Annotated in this window: 13 protein-coding genes; 12 read left to right on the forward strand and 1 reads right to left on the reverse strand. The window is 68.4% G+C overall.

Translation table 11 applies throughout. The annotated features are described in order from the left end of the window. Positions 1–36: 36 nt before the first annotated feature. From ACOQPQ_RS09325 to ACOQPQ_RS09380, 12 genes are all read left to right on the forward strand, one after another. Positions 37–1,233, forward strand: coding sequence for a phosphotransferase family protein (locus tag ACOQPQ_RS09325; RefSeq protein ID WP_420639168.1), 1,197 nt, complete (start codon positions 37–39; stop codon positions 1,231–1,233). Between the two features lie 101 nt (positions 1,234–1,334). Then, positions 1,335–4,559: a PD-(D/E)XK nuclease family protein gene (locus ACOQPQ_RS09330; protein ID WP_420639169.1), complete on the forward strand. Its 3,225-nt coding sequence runs from the start codon at positions 1,335–1,337 to the stop codon at positions 4,557–4,559. After that, on the forward strand, positions 4,556–7,939 hold the full coding sequence (locus ACOQPQ_RS09335) for a UvrD-helicase domain-containing protein (RefSeq protein ID WP_420639170.1): 3,384 nt from the start codon (positions 4,556–4,558) through the stop codon (positions 7,937–7,939). Before ACOQPQ_RS09330 ends, ACOQPQ_RS09335 begins: the two co-directional genes overlap by 4 nt. 22 nt (positions 7,940–7,961) lie before the next feature. Continuing rightward, positions 7,962–8,765 carry an NTP transferase domain-containing protein gene (locus ACOQPQ_RS09340; RefSeq protein ID WP_420639171.1) on the forward strand — a complete coding sequence of 268 codons (804 nt, stop codon included), beginning with the start codon at positions 7,962–7,964 and terminating at the stop codon, positions 8,763–8,765. 54 nt (positions 8,766–8,819) lie between these two features. Then, the gene (mutM, locus tag ACOQPQ_RS09345) at positions 8,820–9,620 is read left to right on the forward strand and encodes a bifunctional DNA-formamidopyrimidine glycosylase/DNA-(apurinic or apyrimidinic site) lyase (protein ID WP_420639172.1); all 801 of its coding nucleotides are present in this window, start codon (positions 8,820–8,822) and stop codon (positions 9,618–9,620) included. 26 nt (positions 9,621–9,646) lie between these two features. Further along, positions 9,647–11,056, forward strand: coding sequence for an FAS1-like dehydratase domain-containing protein (locus ACOQPQ_RS09350; RefSeq protein ID WP_420639173.1), 1,410 nt, complete (start codon positions 9,647–9,649; stop codon positions 11,054–11,056). Between the two features lie 32 nt (positions 11,057–11,088). Further along, positions 11,089–12,267: a lipid-transfer protein gene (locus tag ACOQPQ_RS09355; RefSeq protein ID WP_420639174.1), complete on the forward strand. Its 1,179-nt coding sequence runs from the start codon at positions 11,089–11,091 to the stop codon at positions 12,265–12,267. 230 nt (positions 12,268–12,497) lie between these two features. Beyond that, positions 12,498–12,827, forward strand: coding sequence for an STAS domain-containing protein (locus ACOQPQ_RS09360; RefSeq protein ID WP_420639175.1), 330 nt, complete (start codon positions 12,498–12,500; stop codon positions 12,825–12,827). A gap of 66 nt (positions 12,828–12,893) precedes the next feature. Then, on the forward strand, positions 12,894–14,045 hold the full coding sequence (locus tag ACOQPQ_RS09365; RefSeq protein ID WP_420639176.1) for a PP2C family protein-serine/threonine phosphatase: 1,152 nt from the start codon (positions 12,894–12,896) through the stop codon (positions 14,043–14,045). Between the two features lie 54 nt (positions 14,046–14,099). Next, positions 14,100–14,531 (forward strand): ATP-binding protein, encoded by a 432-nt coding sequence (locus ACOQPQ_RS09370; protein WP_420639177.1) that lies wholly within the window; start codon positions 14,100–14,102, stop codon positions 14,529–14,531. Beyond that, positions 14,528–15,820: an ABC transporter substrate-binding protein gene (locus ACOQPQ_RS09375; RefSeq protein WP_420639178.1), complete on the forward strand. Its 1,293-nt coding sequence runs from the start codon at positions 14,528–14,530 to the stop codon at positions 15,818–15,820. The genes ACOQPQ_RS09370 and ACOQPQ_RS09375 overlap by 4 nt, the downstream gene beginning before the upstream one ends. Continuing rightward, positions 15,817–18,003 carry a sensor histidine kinase gene (locus tag ACOQPQ_RS09380; RefSeq protein ID WP_420639179.1) on the forward strand — a complete coding sequence of 729 codons (2,187 nt, stop codon included), beginning with the start codon at positions 15,817–15,819 and terminating at the stop codon, positions 18,001–18,003. The genes ACOQPQ_RS09375 and ACOQPQ_RS09380 overlap by 4 nt, the downstream gene beginning before the upstream one ends. Before the next feature lie 7 nt (positions 18,004–18,010). On the opposite strand, the gene ACOQPQ_RS09385 is transcribed toward ACOQPQ_RS09380, so the two are convergent. Further along, positions 18,011–18,394, reverse strand: coding sequence for a hypothetical protein (locus ACOQPQ_RS09385; protein WP_420639180.1), 384 nt, complete (start codon positions 18,392–18,394; stop codon positions 18,011–18,013). Between the last annotated feature and the right edge of the window lie 259 nt (positions 18,395–18,653).

The raw sequence follows: 18,653 nt of genomic DNA on the forward strand, positions 1-18,653 counted from the left end.
GTTGGAGCGCAACCGACGCTGGGACAGAGGGAAGCGATGAGCGGACCGGAGGCGTTGACCCAGTGGATCGAGGGGTGCTGTGGCCAACCGGTGACGGCCACCGCGCGCATCCCCGGCGGCGCCTCCCGCCAGGCCTGGGTGGTGACACTGGCCGACGACACTCGCCGCTTCCTGCGGGTGGACACCGGCTCGTCGCCCCTGTCGGAGCAGGGCTACGACTTGGCCCGCGAGGCCGAGGTGTACGCGTGGTTGGCCACCACGCCGGTTCGGGCCGCGGGGCTGTGGGGCGTCAGCCCCGACGGGCAGGCCTTACTGCTCGACTACGTGGCCGGATCGCCCGGCCCGATGGACGACCCGGCGTTGGCCCGGGACTTCATGGACCAGGTGAACACCCTCCACGCCTTGGCGCCCCCCGATCATCTGGTGACCGACGACTTGGGCGTATGGACCCGGATCTACCGAACCCATTGCCGCCGGCCCGATCCGCTCATCGACCTGGGCTTGCGCCTGCTGGCCCGATCGGCCCCCGAACCACCGGGGCGGACGGTGCTGGTCCACGGTGACCTGGGACCGGGCAACGTGCTCCACGACGGCGGCCGGGTCACCGGGCTGTGCGACTGGGAGCTGGCCCACGTGGGCGACCCGATGGAGGATCTGGCCTGGATCACGGTGCGGGCCATGCTCACCCCCTTTGTCAACCTGCCCACCGCGTTGGGGTGGTACGAAGGCGCAGTGGACGTCGAGCGGGTGCGCTACTGGCAACTCGCCTGCCAGGTCCGCAACCTGATCGGCCTGGGCGCAGCAGGAGCGGCCGACGGCGACCAGGGCATGGTGAAACTCTTCACCACCCTGCACCGCCGGGTCACCGCCGAGGTGGTGTGCGAGGCGTTGGGCGTGACAGTGGAGCCCCCCGAGGTGCCCGAACCCCGCGACACCCCGGCGAGCGAGCACTATTCCGCCGTCCTGCACGATCTGCACACGGTGATCACCCCGGCCCTGGACGGCTACGCCGCCGCTCGGGCCAAGTCCACCGCCCGGCTGGTGCGCCACCTGGACATGGTGGACCGCATCGGACCGGAACTGGCCGAGCAGGACCGGTCCGACCGGAAGCGGTTCGACCTGGACTCCGACGCCGGGCTGGCCGCCTACCTGGCCCGCCAGTCCCTGCGGGACCAGGCCCTGATGGCCCCGGCCATGGGCCGGCTGGCCCACTCCAAGCTCTTCCGGCCCTGACCGTCCGACACCCCGCTTCGAGACCCGCCCCCGGCTGGACCGAGCAACCCTCGTAGCCCGATTCGGAGATACTGTCATCGGTGGTCTCTAGAGTCTTGCCCATGACCATCACCGTTGTCGGGAGCGCCTACGGAGCGCCCGCCACCCAGCGTCTGGCCGAGCAGATTTCGGCATTCAAGGCAGGCAATCCCTTGGCTCCGGTGACCGTGGTGGTGCCCACCAACATCGCAGGCCTGGCCACCCGACGGGCCCTCGCCACCCAGGGCCCCGGTATCGCCGCGGTGGACTTCCTCAAGCTGTTCGACATGGCCGAGCGCCTGGCCGGCCGAGCCATGGCCGACGACCATCAACGCAAGCCGCTGTCCGATTCGATCATTCGAGCCACCGTTCGCCAGGCACTGAGCGATCGGCCCGGTGTGTTTCGGGAGTCGGCTCAGCACCCGGCAACCGAACAAGCCCTGGTGCGCTCCTACCACGACCTGCGCGACCTGTCCGACGAGCAACAGGCCAAGCTGGCCGAACAGAGCGAGCGGGCCGCCGATGTGGTGCGCATCTGCGGCCAGGTCAGAGAACAACTGCAGCACCAGTGGTACGACGGTCAGGATCTGGTCGACCTGGCTGCCAAGTCCCTGCCCACCGAGTCGGGCCGGGCGGTGGCCGCCGGCTTCGGCCCGGTGATCGTCCACCTGCCGCAGCGGATCACCCGTCCTCAGGCTCGATTGCTGGCCGCGCTGGCCGGCGTCACCCCCATGGCCGTGCTGATCGGCCTCACCGGCGACGACAAAGCCGACGCCCCGGTGTTGGCGTCCGCTCGCCGCATGGGCGTCGAACCCGAAGGCCTGCCGGAGATCGACCGGCCCCACGCCGAGCGGGTGATCAGCACGGTCAGCACCGACGAGGAGGTCCGGGTGGCGGTCCGCGAGGTGGTCAACGCCGCACGCGGTGGCACACCCCTGGCCCGAATCGCCGTGCTGTGCGGCGGTGGGCCGACGGTGGTCCGCCGGTTGCACAGCCAACTCGAAGCCGCCGGCATCGTCTACAACGGTCCCAGTGGGCTGACCCTGGCCGACTCCCTTGTGGGTCGCGGGCTGGGGGCATTGCTCCACCTGCCGGGCCGGGACTTTCGCCGCGACGAGGTGTTCGCCCTGTTGTCGGTGGCGCAACCCACGGTGGCCGCCCCCGACGGATCCGGCAATGGTGAGGCCGCGGTCCCCGCGCCGGTGATGGCCTGGGAACGAGCCTCGCGGGACGCGGGCGTGGCCCGGGGAGCCGACCAATGGCAGGAACGACTGGGGAGGCACGCCGCCGAATTGCGGGCCGAGGCCGAAGCCGCCACTCAGGGCGACGATCCCGACGAGGCCGACTTGCGCATCCAGGCCCTGAAGCGAGCAGCCGGTCACGCGGAGTCGTTGGCCGAATTCATGGCCGGGCTGATCACCGACCTGTCCCCCGTCCCCGCGCCGGACACCTGGTCTTCATGGAGCGACTGGGTCACCGACCTGGTGGAGACGTACCTGGGCGACCGGCAATCCCGGCGCCGTTGGCCGGAGCAGGAACAGGAGGCGGCCACCGCCGTACTCGGCATCCTCAGCCGCCTGCGGGGCCTGGACGAAGTCGAAGCCAAGCCTCGACCCTCCACCTTCCGCCAGACCTTGGTCTCGGAGTTGACCGCGGCCACCACCCGCATCGGGCAGGTCGGACGCGGGGTGCTGACCGGAACGATCGGTGAGTCCCTGGGCATGGAACTCGATCAGGTCGTCCTGCTCGGCTTGTCGGAGGGTGAGTTCCCCCACACCCTCCACGACGACCCCCTGCTGCCCGACCGGGAGCGTCAGGCCGCGGGCGACGACCTGGCCCTACTCGGCGACCGGCCCGCCGAGCAACACCGTCAATTCCTGGCCGCGCTGGCCTCGTCACAGGGGGCCACCCTGATCTACGCCCGGGGAAACTCCCGGCGAGCGGCCGAGCAGCATCCCTCCCGCTGGCTCCTGGACACCGCCACGGCCTTGGCCGGATCCCGGGTGGACAGCACCCATCTCGAAAGCCTGGCCAACGACAGCCACGCCCCTTGGTTCGAACACGTTCCCTCCTTCTGTTCACGGGTGATGCACGCCGAGTTCCCGGCCACCGTCCAGGAGTTTCGCCTGCAGGCCCTCGCCCTGGGCGACACCCCCGGAGACTCTGATCTCGGCCAAGACCCGGCGCTGGCCCGAGGCGTGGAGCTGATGCAGGCCCGAGCGTCGGATGGGTTCACCCGCTTCGACGGCAACCTGGCCGGGGTGGATCTCAGCCACACCATCGGCACGGTGATGTCGCCCACCAGTTTGGCGACGTGGGCCGAATGCCCCCTGCGCTACTTCTTCCGCCACGTCCTGCGGGTCGCCACCATCGAACAGCCGGAGGACGTGACGGAGATCACCGCGTCGGAGAAGGGATCGCTGATCCACAACGCCCTGGACACCTTCCTGCAGGAGCAGCTTGCCCAGAACCAGGTCCCTGGTCCCGGACAACCCTGGACCGAAGAGCAGCGCAGTCGGCTCTTGGAGATCGGCCAGGAGCTGTGCCAAGAAGCTGAGGACCGAGGCATCACCGGATCACCGGTGGTCTGGGGTGACCGTCGCGGCCGGATTCTGGCCGACCTGGTCCGCTTCATCGATGAGGACAATGACCTGCGAAGGGAGCTGAACACCGCCCCGGTGGCCAGCGAGCTGGCTTTCGGAATGGACGACAGTCCGCTGGATGAGGTGGCCGTCGAGCTGCCATCGGGCCGACGGGTGCGGTTCCGGGGTCGGGCCGACCGGATCGACCAGGGACCGGACGGCGAACTGGTGGCCCTCGACTACAAATCTGGCAAGGCCGAGAAGTACACGGGGGTGAATCGCCCCAAAAGGGGCTCCAAAAAGGAGAAGGGTTGGGATCCCGTTTTGCAAGGCACCCGGTTGCAGCTCCCGGTCTACGGGCTGGCCGCCCGAGCCCAAGCGGGCAACCCGCGAGCGCCGGTGACCACCAGGTACTGGTTTGTCAACTCCGAGGAGGAGTTCAAGGCCTACGGCTATGCCCTCGACCAGCAAGTGATGGAGCGCTTCGGCCAGGCGGTGACCACCATTGTCGAGGGAGTGGACGCGGGCGTGTTCTGCGACCGGCCCCGGGAAGACACCATGGGCCGCTACAGCCAGCATTGCGAATATTGCAATGCCGATCGGGTCGGCACCCACGACCGGAGATGGGACTGGGACCGCCTGCGAGCCCAACCCGAGCTGCGCGATTATCGCGATTTGGTCGAGCCCCCCGACGACGACCCCGCGTCCAAGGAGGTTTCGCCATGAGTTCCCCGGTTTCGGCCCACCCCGATCAGGCTGACCGGCAGGCCATAGCCGGCGACCTGGCAGCCACGTTGTTCGTGGAGGCCGGGGCTGGCTCGGGCAAGACCACTGCGCTGGTGGAGAGGATCGTGGCCTTGCTGGACAGCGGCATCGCCATGGAGAACATCGCCGCCATCACCTTCACCGAGAAGGCCGCCGAGGAGCTGAAGAACCGGCTGCGCCAAAGCCTCACCGCAACCGGCAAGCATCCCGAGGCCCTCGACCAACTGGACGGGGCGGCCATCACCACCCTGCACGGGTTCGCCCTGCGAATCCTGTCGCAGCACGCTATCGAGGCCCGATTGCCCCCACGCATCGAGGTCACCCCCATGAGCGCCTTCAGCGAGCGGTGGGACCAGTTCCGTGACCGCCTCTGGCACGACCCCGACCATCAGGAACTCATGGCGTTGGCCCTGGCCATGGGCATCACCACCCAAAACCTGCGGGAATTGGCCAAAGGGCTGGACAGCAACTGGGACCTGGTGGTCGAGCGCGCGGTGGCCGGAGCGCCTCCCACGACGCCCATCGAATTACCCAACTTCCACCGCCTGTTGGCGGACTGCCGAGATGTGGCCGACCTCGAACGATTCTGTGCTGCGGCCCCCAGCGACGGCGGCGCAGGCGACGGCATGGCGAACCGGCTCCAAGAGATTGGCAACAAGGCCGATGAGCTGAGCAATACCCACGGCGATTGGCTGCAACCGGTCCGCGTCCTGTTCAGGGATTGGCCCAGCTTCAAGGTGGGCAATACCGGCAATAGGAAGAACTGGACCGACAAGCACACGATTGATGAGGTGCGCACCCAGGTGATGGCCCTGGGGGCGCAGGTCGCCGCCATCAAGGACGGATTGGCCGACGCCGTCATCAACCGGCTGGCCGGGGTGCTGGGGTCCTTTGTGCTACAAGCGGCCGAGGAGCGTCGACGCCGGGGAGTCCTGGAGTTCCACGACCTGCTGGTGCTGGCCCAACTCCTGTTGCGAGACGGCGAGCACGGGGCCCAAGTTCGGGCCGCGCTGGCCGAACGCTACCCGCGACTGCTGCTCGACGAGTTCCAGGACACCGACCCCATCCAAGTCGACCTGGCCAAACTCATCGCCACCGATCCGGATGATCGCCGGCCCTGGCCCGAGCTGGAAGACGACGCCGGTCGGCTGTTCTTCGTCGGTGACCCCAAGCAGTCGATCTACCGATTCCGCCGAGCCGACCTCGGCGTGTACACCCAAGCGGCCGCAGCGGCCACGGTCACCCGAAAATCGCTCACCCGCAACTTCCGGTCGGCGGCACCCATCCTGGAGTGGGTCAACCAGCTCTTCGATAGCCTGATGGCTCCGCCCGGCCCCGATCAGGAGCACGTCCAGCCCCTCTACCAGTCCCTGGAGCCGATACGCGACGGCCCACCGGTGGGTGCGCCGGTGGCCGTGCTCGACCGAGCCCACCCCCAGGGAACCAAGGTCGACGTCATACGCGAAGCCGAAGCCGAGGACGTGGCCGCGGCCATCCTGACCGCCGTCTCCAAGGGTTGGTCGGTGGGCGACGGCACCGACGAGCAGGGTGGGGACCGCTGGCGTCCCGCCCGGCTGGAGGACATCTGCATCCTGGTGCCCGACCGCATCTCGCTACCCCAGCTCCAACAGACCCTGGAACGCCACCGCATACCCTTCCGGTTGGAGGCGGGCTCCCTGATCTGGGCCGACCGGACCATCCGGGACGTGATCACCGTCGTCCGGTCCCTGGCCGATCCCACCGATGAGGTGGCTCTGGTCAATGCGCTGCGATCACCGGCCCTTGGCTGTGGTGACGACGACCTGTTCAACTACAGGGTCACCTATCACGGGCAGTGGAACTACTTGGCGCGACACCCGGAGTCCTTGCCCAGTGACCATCCGGTGGCCGACGCCTTGGCCTGGCTGCGAGGCCTCCACCGCCAATGCCGCTGGCTGAGCCCCAGCCAGTTGCTCGAGCACATCGTGCGGGAGCGGCGGCTGATGGAATCCCACTGCTTCGGTCGCGGTCGAGCCCGTGATGCGTGGCACATCCTGCAGGTGGTGATCGATCAGGCTCGACAGTTCGAGGAGACCGGGGGACGGGGCCTGCGAGAGTTCATTTCCTGGGTGGACCTCAAGGTGGCCGAGGAGGCCAGGGAGACCGACGTGGACGTGTCGGACACCGACGACCACGCCGTGCGCATCGCCACCATCCACGCCGCCAAGGGCCGGGAGTTCCCCATCGTCATCCTCTCGGGCACCTCCGCGAAGCCCAAGGCTTCAAAAGCCACGCTCATGTGGCCTGCCGAGGGTGGCTTTGCCGTGCAGTTCAACGAGAGTTTGCGGACCGAAAACGCGGCTGAACAGAAGAAAGTAGAGGGAGCATTCGACGCCGCCGAGCGCGTTCGTCTGCTGTACGTGGCCACGACTCGGGCCATGGATCATCTGGTGGTTTCCGCTCATCGAGAGGCACCGCCCAAGGGCGGGCGGAAGAACCCCTCGATGGCCGACCTGATCGTCGACCATGCCCCGCCCGCGTCCGAGGACACCCCGCCAACGACCGAAGTCGCCTTGGAGCTAGATCCGTTGCCCGTGGTAGCCGCCCTGCGCCCACAATCCGGTGAGGCCTCACCCTCACTGTCCGATTGGCAAGACGAGCGGAACGCAGTTCTGACCGCCGCTGACCGACACCTGGCGGTGGGGGCCTCGGCCCTCCCCGGCCTCCTCCTGCCCCCCGACGAATCCTCGGCTGAAAGCGATCCGGGCTTGAGCAAGGACCGGCCCGCCGACGGTGACGACCGGCGAGCACCCTGGAACAAGGGTCGCTACGGCACCAAGGTGGGCGCCGCCGTCCACGGTGTGCTGCAAACGGTGGCCCTGGATGCCGAACCCGACCAGATCCAACCGGTGGCCGCCGCCCAAGCCGAGGCCGAGGGGGTCCTCCGGGACCAGAGCGCCGTCGGCAAGCTGGCCCGATCGGTCTTGGCGGCCAGCACCGTGCAGGAGGCAGCCGCCGCCGAGCACTGGAAGGAGGTGTACGTGGCCACCACCGTGGGCGACACCGTGCTGGAGGGCTACATCGACCTGCTCTACCGCAGCCCCGACGGCCTGGTGGTGGCGGACTACAAGACCGACGACGTCCGACTAGAGGAGAGTCTGGAAGCCAAGGCCCACGCCTACCGGCTCCAAGTGGCCGCCTACGCCCTGGCCGTGGAGCAGGCCGTGGGTGAATCGGTGAGCCGATGCGTGCTGGTCTTCGCCCAGCCCGGTGAGGCCGCCCAGGAAGTGACGATCGCCGGCGACGACCTAGCATCGGCCCAAGAATCCATCCGCCACTGGCTGACGTCGAACGTGGCTTGAGGCACCGAGGAAGGGCACACCCATGTTCACGTTGGTGGTGATGGCGGCCGGGCTGGGCTCCCGTTTCGGCGGAACCAAGCAACTGGCCCAGGTGGGCCCCAACGGCGAGGCCTTCTTGGACTTCGCCATCGCCGACGCCCACGCCGCCGGGGCCAAACGGGTGGTACTCATCGTGCGCCGCGACATCGAGGCCGACGTGCAGCAGCACTTCGACACCGGCGGCAGCCTCCCCGTCGGCCTGGAGGTGGCCATGGTGCGCCAGGACGAACACGGCCCGTCCCGCACCAAACCCTGGGGCACGGCCCACGCCGTGCTGGCGGCCGCCGACGCCGTTGACGGCCCCTTCATGGTGTGCAACGCCGACGACTACTACGGCCCCACCGCCTACACCGCCCTGGCCCGGGCCATGGACGGCATGGCCGACGACCAGGCCTGGCTGTGCGGCTACCTCCTCGACCACACCCTGCCCGCCGAAGGCACGGTGACCCGGGGGGTGTGCCGCATGGACGGCAGCCGCCTCATCGGCATCGAGGAACACGAGGGCATCGCCCGATCCAGCCACGAATTCCCCGACCACACCATCGTGTCCATGAACCTGTGGGCCTTCTCCCCGTCGTTTCTCGACGGCCTGCACGACGGGTTTGCCCGGTTCCTGGACGCCCATCGACACAGCCCAGGAGCCGAGTATCTCCTGCCCCACGCGGTGGCCGAACAAATGGAGGCCGGGCTGCTGAGCGTCGGCGTGGTCACCACCACCGAGTCCTGGATCGGGGTGACCAATCCCGATGATCTCGCCACCGCCCGCGCCGCCCTGGCCCACCGCTGACCACCGGCGAACCCGGCCCCCCGTCTCCCGCCGAGGGCATGCCACAATCTGGCCGTGCCCGAGTTGCCCGAAGTGGAGACCATTCGCCGCCAACTGGCGCCCCGGCTCCACCACCGGCGGATCCTGGAGGCCCACAGCCACCCCTCCGAGAAGTTCACCCCGGCCACCGCCACCGTCGGCGCCACCATCGGGGGCCTGAACCGCCGGGGCAAGTACCTGATCGCCGCCCTCGACGACGGCCAGGAGCTGATCGTCCACCTGGGGATGACCGGTTCGCTGGCCGTCACCTCCGACCGACCGGACGACCCCTACGTGCGAGCCTGGTGGCGGCTCGACGACCACCAGGTGCTCATCTACCGCGACGTTCGCCGCTTCGGCCGCATCCGCTGCGTACCCGCAGGCTGCTACCACACCATTCCCACGCTGGCCGCCCAGGGCCCCGACGCCCTCAGCACCGACTTCACCGCCGAGGGCCTGTACCAGGCGCTGCGCCGCAGCCGCCGCCGCATCCCCACCCAGCTCCTCAGCCAGCGGCCGGTGGCGGGTGTCGGCAACATCTACGCCACCGAAGCCCTGTGGCGGGCCGGCATCCACCCGGCCCGGCGCGCCGTCAGCCGACCAGCCGCCACCCGACTCCACGCCGCCCTGATCCAGGTGCTCAACGCCGGGCTGGCCAACGGCGGCACCACTTTGCGGGACTACCGCAACGCCGACGGCCGGCCGGGAAGTAACCAGGACGCCTTGGCCTGCTACGGCCGCTCGGGCCAGCCCTGCCTGCGCTGCGCCACCGACCTGCAACGCCGCCGCTACGACGCCCGAACCCTGACCTTCTGCCCCCAATGCCAGCCGCGCTAACCTCCCCTGCGGTCGAAGGTGAGCCCATGAACAAAGAGATGGCCGATACGCAGCCGGGGGACTTCGTGGCCCAACTGCGCCGAGACGTGGGCAGCACCAGCGCCCCGAGCACCGCTCGCGACCCGGTCAACCAGCCCATGATCCGCCACTGGTGCGACGCCATGGGCGACACCAACCCCCTCTACACCGATCCCGACGCCGCCGGAGACGGACCCCACGGCCAGATCGTGGCCCCGCCCGCCATGCTCAACGCCTGGACCATGGTCGGCCTGGTGCCCCGGGACAATGAACCCCAGAATCCGGCCACACAGGTGTACGCCCAGTTGGACGAGGCGGGCTACGTGGGGGTGGTGGCCACCAACTCCGAGCACGTCTACCACCGTTACCTCACCCTCGGCGATCATCTCAGCACCGTCGGCAAGCTGGTGGACGTGTCCGACGAGAAGCACACCGCCCTGGGCGTCGGCCACTTCGTCACCACCGAGACCGAGTTCCACGACCAGCACGGCAACCACGTGGGCTCCATGTTTTTCCGCATCCTCAAGTTCCGCCCCGGCACCGGGCGCACCGCCAACCCCGAGAGCAGCGCCGACCAACCCACCGAGCGCCCGCCCCGACCCCGCCCCAGCCGCAACCAGGACACCGACTTCTTCTGGGAGGGCAGTCGGGTAGGCGAGCTGCGCATCCAACAGTGCCTGAGGTGCGGCCAACTCCAGCACCCACCGGGAGTCCGCTGCCCGGCCTGCGGGTCCACCGAAACCGGCTACGCGGTGGTCTCCGGCAAGGGCACCCTCTACTCCTACGTGGTGGCCCACCATCCCCGGGTCCCCGCCTTCGACTACCCCCTCAGCATCGGCCTGGTCGAGCTGGACGAGGGGGTGCGCCTGGTCTCCAACATCACCGATTGCCAACCCGATCAGCTCCGGGTGGGCATGCCGCTGGAGGTCTGGCACCGGCAAACCCACGACGACGTCAACGTGCCGGTGTTCCGCCCCGCCCGGGTGCCCCCCAACCCCGCCACCCTCACGTTCGACGGGGTGAGCGTGGGCGACGAGCTGCCGCTGTGCCCGATTCCGATCACCCCCACCCTCATCGTGTCCACCGCCATTGCCTCGCGCGACTACCAGGACGTCCACCACGACCGGGATCGGGCGATCCAGAAGGGATCGGAGGACATCTTCATGAACATCCTGACCTCCAGCGGCCTGTCCGCCCGCTACGTGGGCGACTGGGCCGGACCCCACGCCGTGTTCAAGAACCTGAAGATCAGACTGGGCGCCCCCAACTACCCCTACGACTGCATGACCATGTCGGGATCGGTCACCGCCAAGCGGGAAGCCGACGGCGAGGCCATCGCCGAGATCACCTTCCAGGGCCAAAACAGCCGGGGCCCCCACGTGACCGGCACCGTCGATCTGGCCCTGCCCCGCCAATAGAACGCCACCAGGAGCAACCCCCGGAGAACCCCATGGCCCTGAAGTACGCCTACCACTGCGCCATCGCCGGTATCGGCGCCACCCCGTTCACCAAGGACTCGGGCCGCACCCCCATGGACCAGGCCGTGGAAGCCTGCCTGGCCGCCTGCGAGGACGCGGGCCTGCCCCCCGAGAAGGTCAACGGCATGGTCACCTACTCGGCCGAGCAGAACCCCGAGATCGAGTTGGCCCGCAACCTGGGGATCGACGAGCTGACCCATTTCTCGATGGTCCACCACGGCGGTGGGGCGGCCTGCGGGGTGATCGCGGTGGCCTGCCAGGCCGTCTACTCGGGGGCCGCCGACTACGTGCTGTGCTACCGGGCCTTCAACGAGCGCTCCTGGCATCGTTTCGGCACCGGGGTGCAGGACCGGCCCGCCGGGGCCGAGGCCTCCGAGGTGAGCTTCTCGTGGAGTTCGCCGTTCGGTCTGGTCACCCCGGCCTCCTGGGTGGCCATGTTCGCCACCCGCTACATGCACGAGTACGGGGCCACCTCCGAGGATTTCGGGCGGGTGTCGGTGGTGGACCGGGACTTCGCCGCCACCAACCCCCTCGCCCACTTCTTCCAGCGACCCATCACCCTGGAGGATCACCAGAACAGCCGTTGGATCGTGGAGCCCCTGCACCTGCTGGACTGCTGCCAGGAAACCGACGGCGCCCAGGCCCTGTTGGTGACCACCGCCGAGCGGGCCCGCGACCTCCAACAGAAGCCGGCCGTCATCGCCTCCGCCGCGCAGGGGGCGGCCGAGGACCAGCACATGATGAGGAGCTACTACCGCGACTCCATCACCGGCATCCCCGAGATGGGATTGTGCGCCCGCCAGCTCTACCAGTCCAGCGGCCTGTCCGCCGACGACATCCAAACCGCCATCATCTACGACCACTTCACCCCCCTGGTGCTCCCGCAGCTCGAGGAGTTCGGCTTCTGCGACCGGGGGGAGGCCAAGGACTTCATCCGAGACGGCCACCTGGAGCGCGACGGCCGCCTGCCCATCAACACCAACGGCGGCCAGTTGGGCGAGGCCTACATCCACGGGCTGAACGGCATCGCCGAGGGCGTTCGCCAGATCCGGGGCACCTCGGTCAACCAGATCGACAACGTGGACAACGTGTTGGCCACCGCGGGCACCGCCGTGCCCACCAGCGCCCTCATCCTGTCGCAGCCCCGCTGAGCGGCGACCACTCACAGACCACGGGCCGACCACTCACAGACCACTCACAGACCACGGGCCGACCACCCGCCGGCCCTGGCTCCACCGCCGCCCCTCACGGCGTCATCCCGGTAGGGGGGCTGCTTGTGCCCACCCCGGCGGGTGTAAGATGCCGGTTGACGTCGCCTTCGGCGGCACGATCCGACAAGTCCCGACAATTCCCCACAAGCCCCGACAAGTGAGGTACCACGATGGAATTCAGCCATGACCGCTCGGACAACACCCTGGTTGTCAGCGCATCCGGACGGGTCGACGGATCCAACGCGTCGGACTTCCTGGACAGCCTGCAGGGGATGATCGAAGACGGCGACCAGAAGGTCATCCTCGATCTCGGCGGTCTCGAGTACATCAGCAGCGCCGGGCTGCGGGTCCTGCTATTGGCCGCCCAGAACCTGGACAAGCAGAAGAAGTCCTTCGGCATCTGCTCGCTGTCGGAATCGGTGGGCGACGTGTTCCGCATCAGCGGCTTCGACCAGATCATCAACGTCTTTTCCTCGGTCGACGACGCCAAGAAGGGGTAGCCCCGTTGTCCCCCACCGACAAGCACACGGTCGTGGTGGTCGCCAACGCCGAAAAGGGGTGAACCCTTGTCCAAGCCCTACAAGATCCTGGTGGTCGACGACGAGCCCGATCTAGAACCCCTGATCCTTCAGCGGATGCGCCGCCACATCCGCTCCAACGAGTACGAGTTCGTGTTCGCCCCCAACGGCGTCGAGGCGCTGAACATGCTCAACGCCGATCAGACCATCGACATGGTGCTGTCCGACATCAACATGCCCAAGATGGACGGCCTGACCCTCCTCCAGCAGCTTCCCGGCGTGGACCCCAATCTCCGGGCGGTGATCATCTCCGCCTACGGCGACATGGACAACATCCGAACGGCCATGAACCGGGGCGCCTTCGACTTCGTCACCAAACCCATCGACTTCGACGACCTGAAGATCACCATCGGCCGCACCCTGGACCACCTGTCGGAGTGGCGGGAGGCCCTGTCGTCGCGCGACCAGCTCGTGGCCCTGCAGAACGAGCTGAGCATCGCCAGCCAACTCCAGCAGTCCATCCTGCCCAAGAACTCTCCGGTCACCGAGGACTACGAGGTGGCCGCCAACATGGAACCGGCCCGCAACATCGGCGGCGACTTCTACGACTTCTTCCCCATGGACGACGAGATCGCCGTGGTGGTGGCCGACGTCTCCGACAAGGGCATTCCCGCCTCCATGTTCATGATGTCCAGTCGCACCGCCCTCAAGGGGGCCGCCATCGGTCTGCGCCAACCGGAGAAGGCCCTGGCCGAGGTCAACAACCAGCTCCACCAGGACAACCCCACCTTCATGTTCGTCACCATGGTGTACGCCCTTTACAACCCCACCACCGGGTCGTTCACCTACTCCATCGCGGGCCACGACCCCCCGCTTCTGGTCAGCGCCGACGGCAACGTCTCGGAAATGGCCTCCACCGACGGGGTGGCGTTGGGCATCGCCTCGGACATCAGGTTCAGCCAGAACACCGTCACCCTGTCGCCCGGCGACACCGTGGTGCTGTTCACCGACGGGGTCACCGAGGCCATGGACGAGCACCGGGAACAGTTCGGCATGGAGCGCCTGTACGAGGTGTTCGAGGCCCGCCCGCCTGCCTCGGCGTTGGCGGCCAACGAGGCCGTGTTCGAAGCGGTGCGCGGCTTCGCGGGCGACGCCCCCCAGTCCGACGACATCACCTGCCTCACCCTGCGACACACCTGATGGGGGTGACCGCCCGGCCACCGAGGGTCCGTCCCGCCAACCGGACCGGCTGACATGCACCGGTCGTTGCGCCTTTCCCACCCGACGGAGGAACGCAAGCCCGCCGATGCGTTGGCCCGGATCGAGGAACTCCTCAAGGAGATGGCCGAAGCCGAGGATTGGCCGGTCACCCTGACCATGCAGGCCAATCTGGTGTTGGAGGAGTTGGTGCTCAACACCTTCACCCACGGCCACACCGGGGGGCTGACCGCCATCGAACTGGACCTGGACTCCAACGACGGCGGGCTCACCATCTCGCTCACCGACGACGGCGCCCCTTTCGACCCGTTGGCCGACGCCCCCGAGCCCGACTTGACGCTGCCGCTGTCCGAACGGCCCATCGGCGGCCTGGGCCTGCATCTGGTCCGCACCATCGGCCAGGACCTGGAGTACCGCCGGGACAACGACCGCAATCACCTCAAGCTCGTGATTCCCTCCGAGTCGTGACGCCCGCCGAGCCGTCCGTCCTGCGCAGGATGCGGCTGGTCGGCGTGGGCGTGGTCACCGCCGCCCTGATGGCCACCGGGTGCGGCTCCGCCGATCCCGATCCCGACCCCTCGAACCCCGATCCGACGGCCACCGTCGAACCCGATCCCACCCAGGATCCCGCAGACGACACGGTGCCCGGGGTCTACCCCGACCAGATCCTGTTCGGACAGTCGGCCGCGTTCACCGGCCCCGCCCAGGAGCTGGGCATCAACATGCGGCGGGGCATCCTGGCGGCCTTCGAGGAAGCCAACCGCCAAGGCGGCGTCCACGGACGAATCCTCAAGCTGACCTCCCGCGACGACTTCTACGAGCCCGAGGCGGCCATCACCAATACCCAGATCCTCATCGACTTCGACCGGGTCTTCGCCCTCATCGGCGCGGTGGGCACGCCCACCTCCCGATCGGCCACTCCCATCGCCGCCGAATTCGGCGTGCCCTACGTGGCGCCGTTCACCGGGGCGGGCTTTCTCCGCGACGACGACTGGGACAACATCGTCAACCTGCGGGCCTCCTACGCCCAGGAAACCGAGGAGATGGTGGAGCGGCTCACCACCGACCTGGGCATCACCCGCATCGCCATCATGTTCCAGGACGACTCCTTCGGCCGGGCGGGGCGCACCGGGGCCCTGGCCGCCCTGGAACGGCGGGGGATGGCCCCGGTGGCCACGGGGGTGTATCCCCGCAACACCACGGCGGTGAAGTCGGCGTTGCTCGATCTCCGCCGGGGAGCACCCGAAGCCGTCATCCTGGTGGGGGCCTACCAGCCGGTGGCGGCGCTCATCGACTGGGCCCGCCATGTCGGTTTCGATCCGGTCTTCATGACCATCTCCTTTGTGGGCAGCAACGCCCTGGCCGACGAACTCGGCGCGGAGGGGGAGGGGGTCTACGTCACCCAGGTGGTGCCTTTCCCCCTCGACACGTCCATCCCGGTGGTGGCCTCCTACACCGCGGCCCTGGCCGAATACAACCCCGAAGTGGAACCGGGGTTCGTGTCGCTGGAGGGCTATCTGGCCGGCCGCCTGGCCATTGCCGGGCTCCGGGAATGCGGCCCCGAGCCCACCCGCGACTGCTTCCTGGAGCACCTCTTGGGCGGAGGCGTGATCGACATCGGCGGGTTCACGTTCGACTTCGGCGACGAGGCCGATCGGACGGTGGACAACCAGGGTTCCGACGCCGTCTTCCTGACCGTCATCGACGCCGACGGCCGGTACCGTCCGGCGACGTCGCTCCAGGACACCGGCTCATGACCGACCCCGCCCCCGAGCCCACCGCCTCGACGGAATCGCCGTCGGAGGGCCCGGTGACCGGGGGGCAGCGACCGGCGATCCACCGCCGGATCTCCACCCAGCTCTACGCCAGCATCGTGGCCGCCGTGGCCCTCACCATCGTGGCCAGCATCGTGAGTTGGATCTCCTTCAACAACGTGGACAGCAGCCAGCGGCGGGTCAGCGAGGAAAGCGTGCCGGAACTCGCCGGTGCGTTCTCCCTGGCGGAGTTCAGCAGCGCCCTGGTGGCCGCCGCCCCCCGGCTCACCACCGCCCCGCCCAACCAGTTCTCGGCCATTTCGGATGAGGTGGGCGCCGTGCAGGAGGCCTTCAACGAGCAGTTCGAGCCCCTGACCGTCGAGAACCCCGACAACCCCCACGTCCAGGGCATCGCCCGCGCCGTCGACTCGCTCGACGCCAACATCGACACCATCACCGCCGACATGCCCCAGTACTTCATCTTGACCCGCAAGATCGAGAGCCTGCAGGCCAACATTCCCAACCTGCAGGGCGAAGCCAACAGCATCCTGTTGCCCGCCATCGACGATCAGCTCTTCTTCCAGGCCACGGGGTATCGCGACCAGGAATCCGCGCGGACCAACGTCATCACCCGAACGTCGGCCGAGGAGCTGCTGCTGTACCGCCACCTCAACGCCCTGCAGGCCGACGTCGCCCAGGTGTCCGAGTTGATGGGAAGCGCGCTCATCGCCTCCACCGCCGAGTTCGTCGAGCCCCTGCAGGAGAGGTTCGAGTCGGCCACCGACCGCATCCAGATCAGCCTGGCCGCCATCTCGGACATGGACATCGCTCCCGAACTGCAAACGGCGGTCGGCGGCCTGCTGGGCCTGGCCGACGGCACCGACAGCCCGTTCGTGGTCCCGATCGACCGGTTGCGGATCATCGAGCGCCAGGGCAGCCTCCTGGCCCAGAACCAAGTGCTGGCCGAGGAGCTGCTGGACGAGGTCAACGCCCTGGTGGAGGAGGCCCAAGCCGGCGCCGATCAGGCCACCGAGAACTCCGCGCAGACCATCAGCACGGCCCGGATCCTGCTGATCATCATCAGCGCCGTCGGGGTGACCGGGGCCGCGCTCATCAGTTGGCTGTTCGTGGGACGGCTCCTGTTGCGGCGGATCGGTCGGCTGTCGGGGCGGATGCGCACGCTGGCCAAGGGCGAGCTGGAGGAGGAGGTGGAGATTCGCGGCCAGGACGAGATTGCCGAGATGGCGTCGGCCCTGGAAGTGTTCCGCCGCCACGCTCTGGAGATTCAGCGCCTGAACCTGGTGGAGGAACTGGCCCGGGAGCTGGGCGAGCGCAACGACGAGCTGCAGACCGTGCTCGAGGAGCTGGGCCAGGCCCAAGACCAAATCGTGGCCCGGGAGAAGCTGGCCGCCCTGGGGGAGGTCACCGCGGGCGTGGCCCACGAGATCCGCAACCCGCTCAACTTCATCAACAACTTCTCGGCCGCTTCCGACGAACTCCTCGAGGAGATGGCCGAGATCATGGAGGAGCTGGCCGAGCACCTCTCCGAGGAGCAAAAGACGCTGCTGGAGGAGATCACCCAGGACCTGCACGACAACCTGGGGCGCATCCAGTCCCACGGGAAGCGGGCCAACCGCATCGTGCAGGACATGTTGTTGATGGGCCGGGGCGGGGGCGAGGCCCAGATGACCAACATCAACGACCTCATCCACGAGCACTCCCTGCTGGCCTACCACAGCGCCCGCGCCCAGGATCCCGAGTTCCAGGTGACCCTGGAGGAGGAGTTCGACCCCGACATGGGCGAGGTCGAGGTGGTCCCCCAGGACTTGGGCCGGGTGTTCCTCAACTTCGTGGCCAACGCGGGCTACGCCACCAACAAGAAGCAGAAGGAACTCATGGAGGCGGGAACGGTGGGCGACTACGCCCCCACCGTGGTGCTCACCAGCCGCCGCACCGACGACAAGGTCATCCTCGGGGTGCGGGACAACGGCAACGGCATTCCCGCCGACGTGGTCGAGAAGATCTTCGACCCGTTCTTCACCACCAAGCCCACCAACGAGGGCACCGGCCTGGGCCTGGCCCTGTCCAACGACATCATCCGGGAGCACGGCGGCACCATCACCGTCAACACCCAGCCGGGCGAGTTCACCGAGATGGTGGTGGAAATCCCCCTCACCCAGTCCTGAGCGGGCTTCAGCGGCGGGTTCGGAGCAGCGCGCCGCCGATGGCGGCGACGGCCCCACCCACGTAGGTCACGGCCAACCCGGCTCCCACGCGAGCCCCCGTCTTGTCGAGTTCGTCGTCGATGGCCAGCCCTTCCACCACGCAGAAACCCATCACCGCCACACCCGTCACCACCATCACCGTGGCCACCCCTCGACCGCCGCCCGACCCCACCGTCGTCACCAGCGCCCACAACATCCACGAGGCCAAGGCCACGAGCAACCAGGAGTCGGCCACCCCGGCCGGGAGCACCAGCCACGGTATGCCGTCGTCCAGGACGCTTTGCCGTAGCCCGTCGGATTCCGCCCAGGGGAGGAACAGACCGACCACCACCAAGGCCACCCCCGCGCCCATGCAGGCCAGCCCCGCCCACCGGCGGGTGGATGAACCCCGGCCACCGAAGAGTCGGATCGGGCTTCCCGACCGCCCACTCGCGGGCCTGGCCCAAGCCCCCCCGTCCCAATAGCGGTAGTCAGGCCCGCCCTGTTCGGCGTACCAACCCGGCGGCGCCCGACGCTCAGGCGGGTCGCTCACCTGGCCTCCCCCCGGCTACGGCGGCGGCTCCGGCACGGCTGCGCCGCTCTGTTCGGGCAAGTCATCCCGACAAAGCTAG

This window comes from Candidatus Poriferisocius sp. (genome assembly GCF_965219775.1).
Classification (GTDB): Bacteria; Actinomycetota; Acidimicrobiia; order Acidimicrobiales; family Bin134; genus Poriferisocius.

Excerpts from the sequence above, each read along its gene's own strand:
- ACOQPQ_RS09360 (WP_420639175.1), top strand. The coding sequence starts at position 12,498 with ATGGAATTCAGCCATGACCGCTCGGACAACACCCTGGTTGTCAGCGCA.
- ACOQPQ_RS09350 (WP_420639173.1), top strand. The coding sequence starts at position 9,647 with ATGAACAAAGAGATGGCCGATACGCAGCCGGGGGACTTCGTGGCCCAA.
- ACOQPQ_RS09355 (WP_420639174.1), top strand. The coding sequence starts at position 11,089 with ATGGCCCTGAAGTACGCCTACCACTGCGCCATCGCCGGTATCGGCGCC.
- ACOQPQ_RS09380 (WP_420639179.1), top strand. The coding sequence starts at position 15,817 with ATGACCGACCCCGCCCCCGAGCCCACCGCCTCGACGGAATCGCCGTCG.
- ACOQPQ_RS09385 (WP_420639180.1), bottom strand. The coding sequence starts at position 18,394 with ATGGGCGCGGGGGTGGCCTTGGTGGTGGTCGGTCTGTTCCTCCCCTGG.
- ACOQPQ_RS09370 (WP_420639177.1), top strand. The coding sequence starts at position 14,100 with ATGCACCGGTCGTTGCGCCTTTCCCACCCGACGGAGGAACGCAAGCCC.
- ACOQPQ_RS09340 (WP_420639171.1), top strand. The coding sequence starts at position 7,962 with ATGTTCACGTTGGTGGTGATGGCGGCCGGGCTGGGCTCCCGTTTCGGC.
- ACOQPQ_RS09325 (WP_420639168.1), top strand. The coding sequence starts at position 37 with ATGAGCGGACCGGAGGCGTTGACCCAGTGGATCGAGGGGTGCTGTGGC.
- ACOQPQ_RS09335 (WP_420639170.1), top strand. The coding sequence starts at position 4,556 with ATGAGTTCCCCGGTTTCGGCCCACCCCGATCAGGCTGACCGGCAGGCC.
- ACOQPQ_RS09330 (WP_420639169.1), top strand. The coding sequence starts at position 1,335 with ATGACCATCACCGTTGTCGGGAGCGCCTACGGAGCGCCCGCCACCCAG.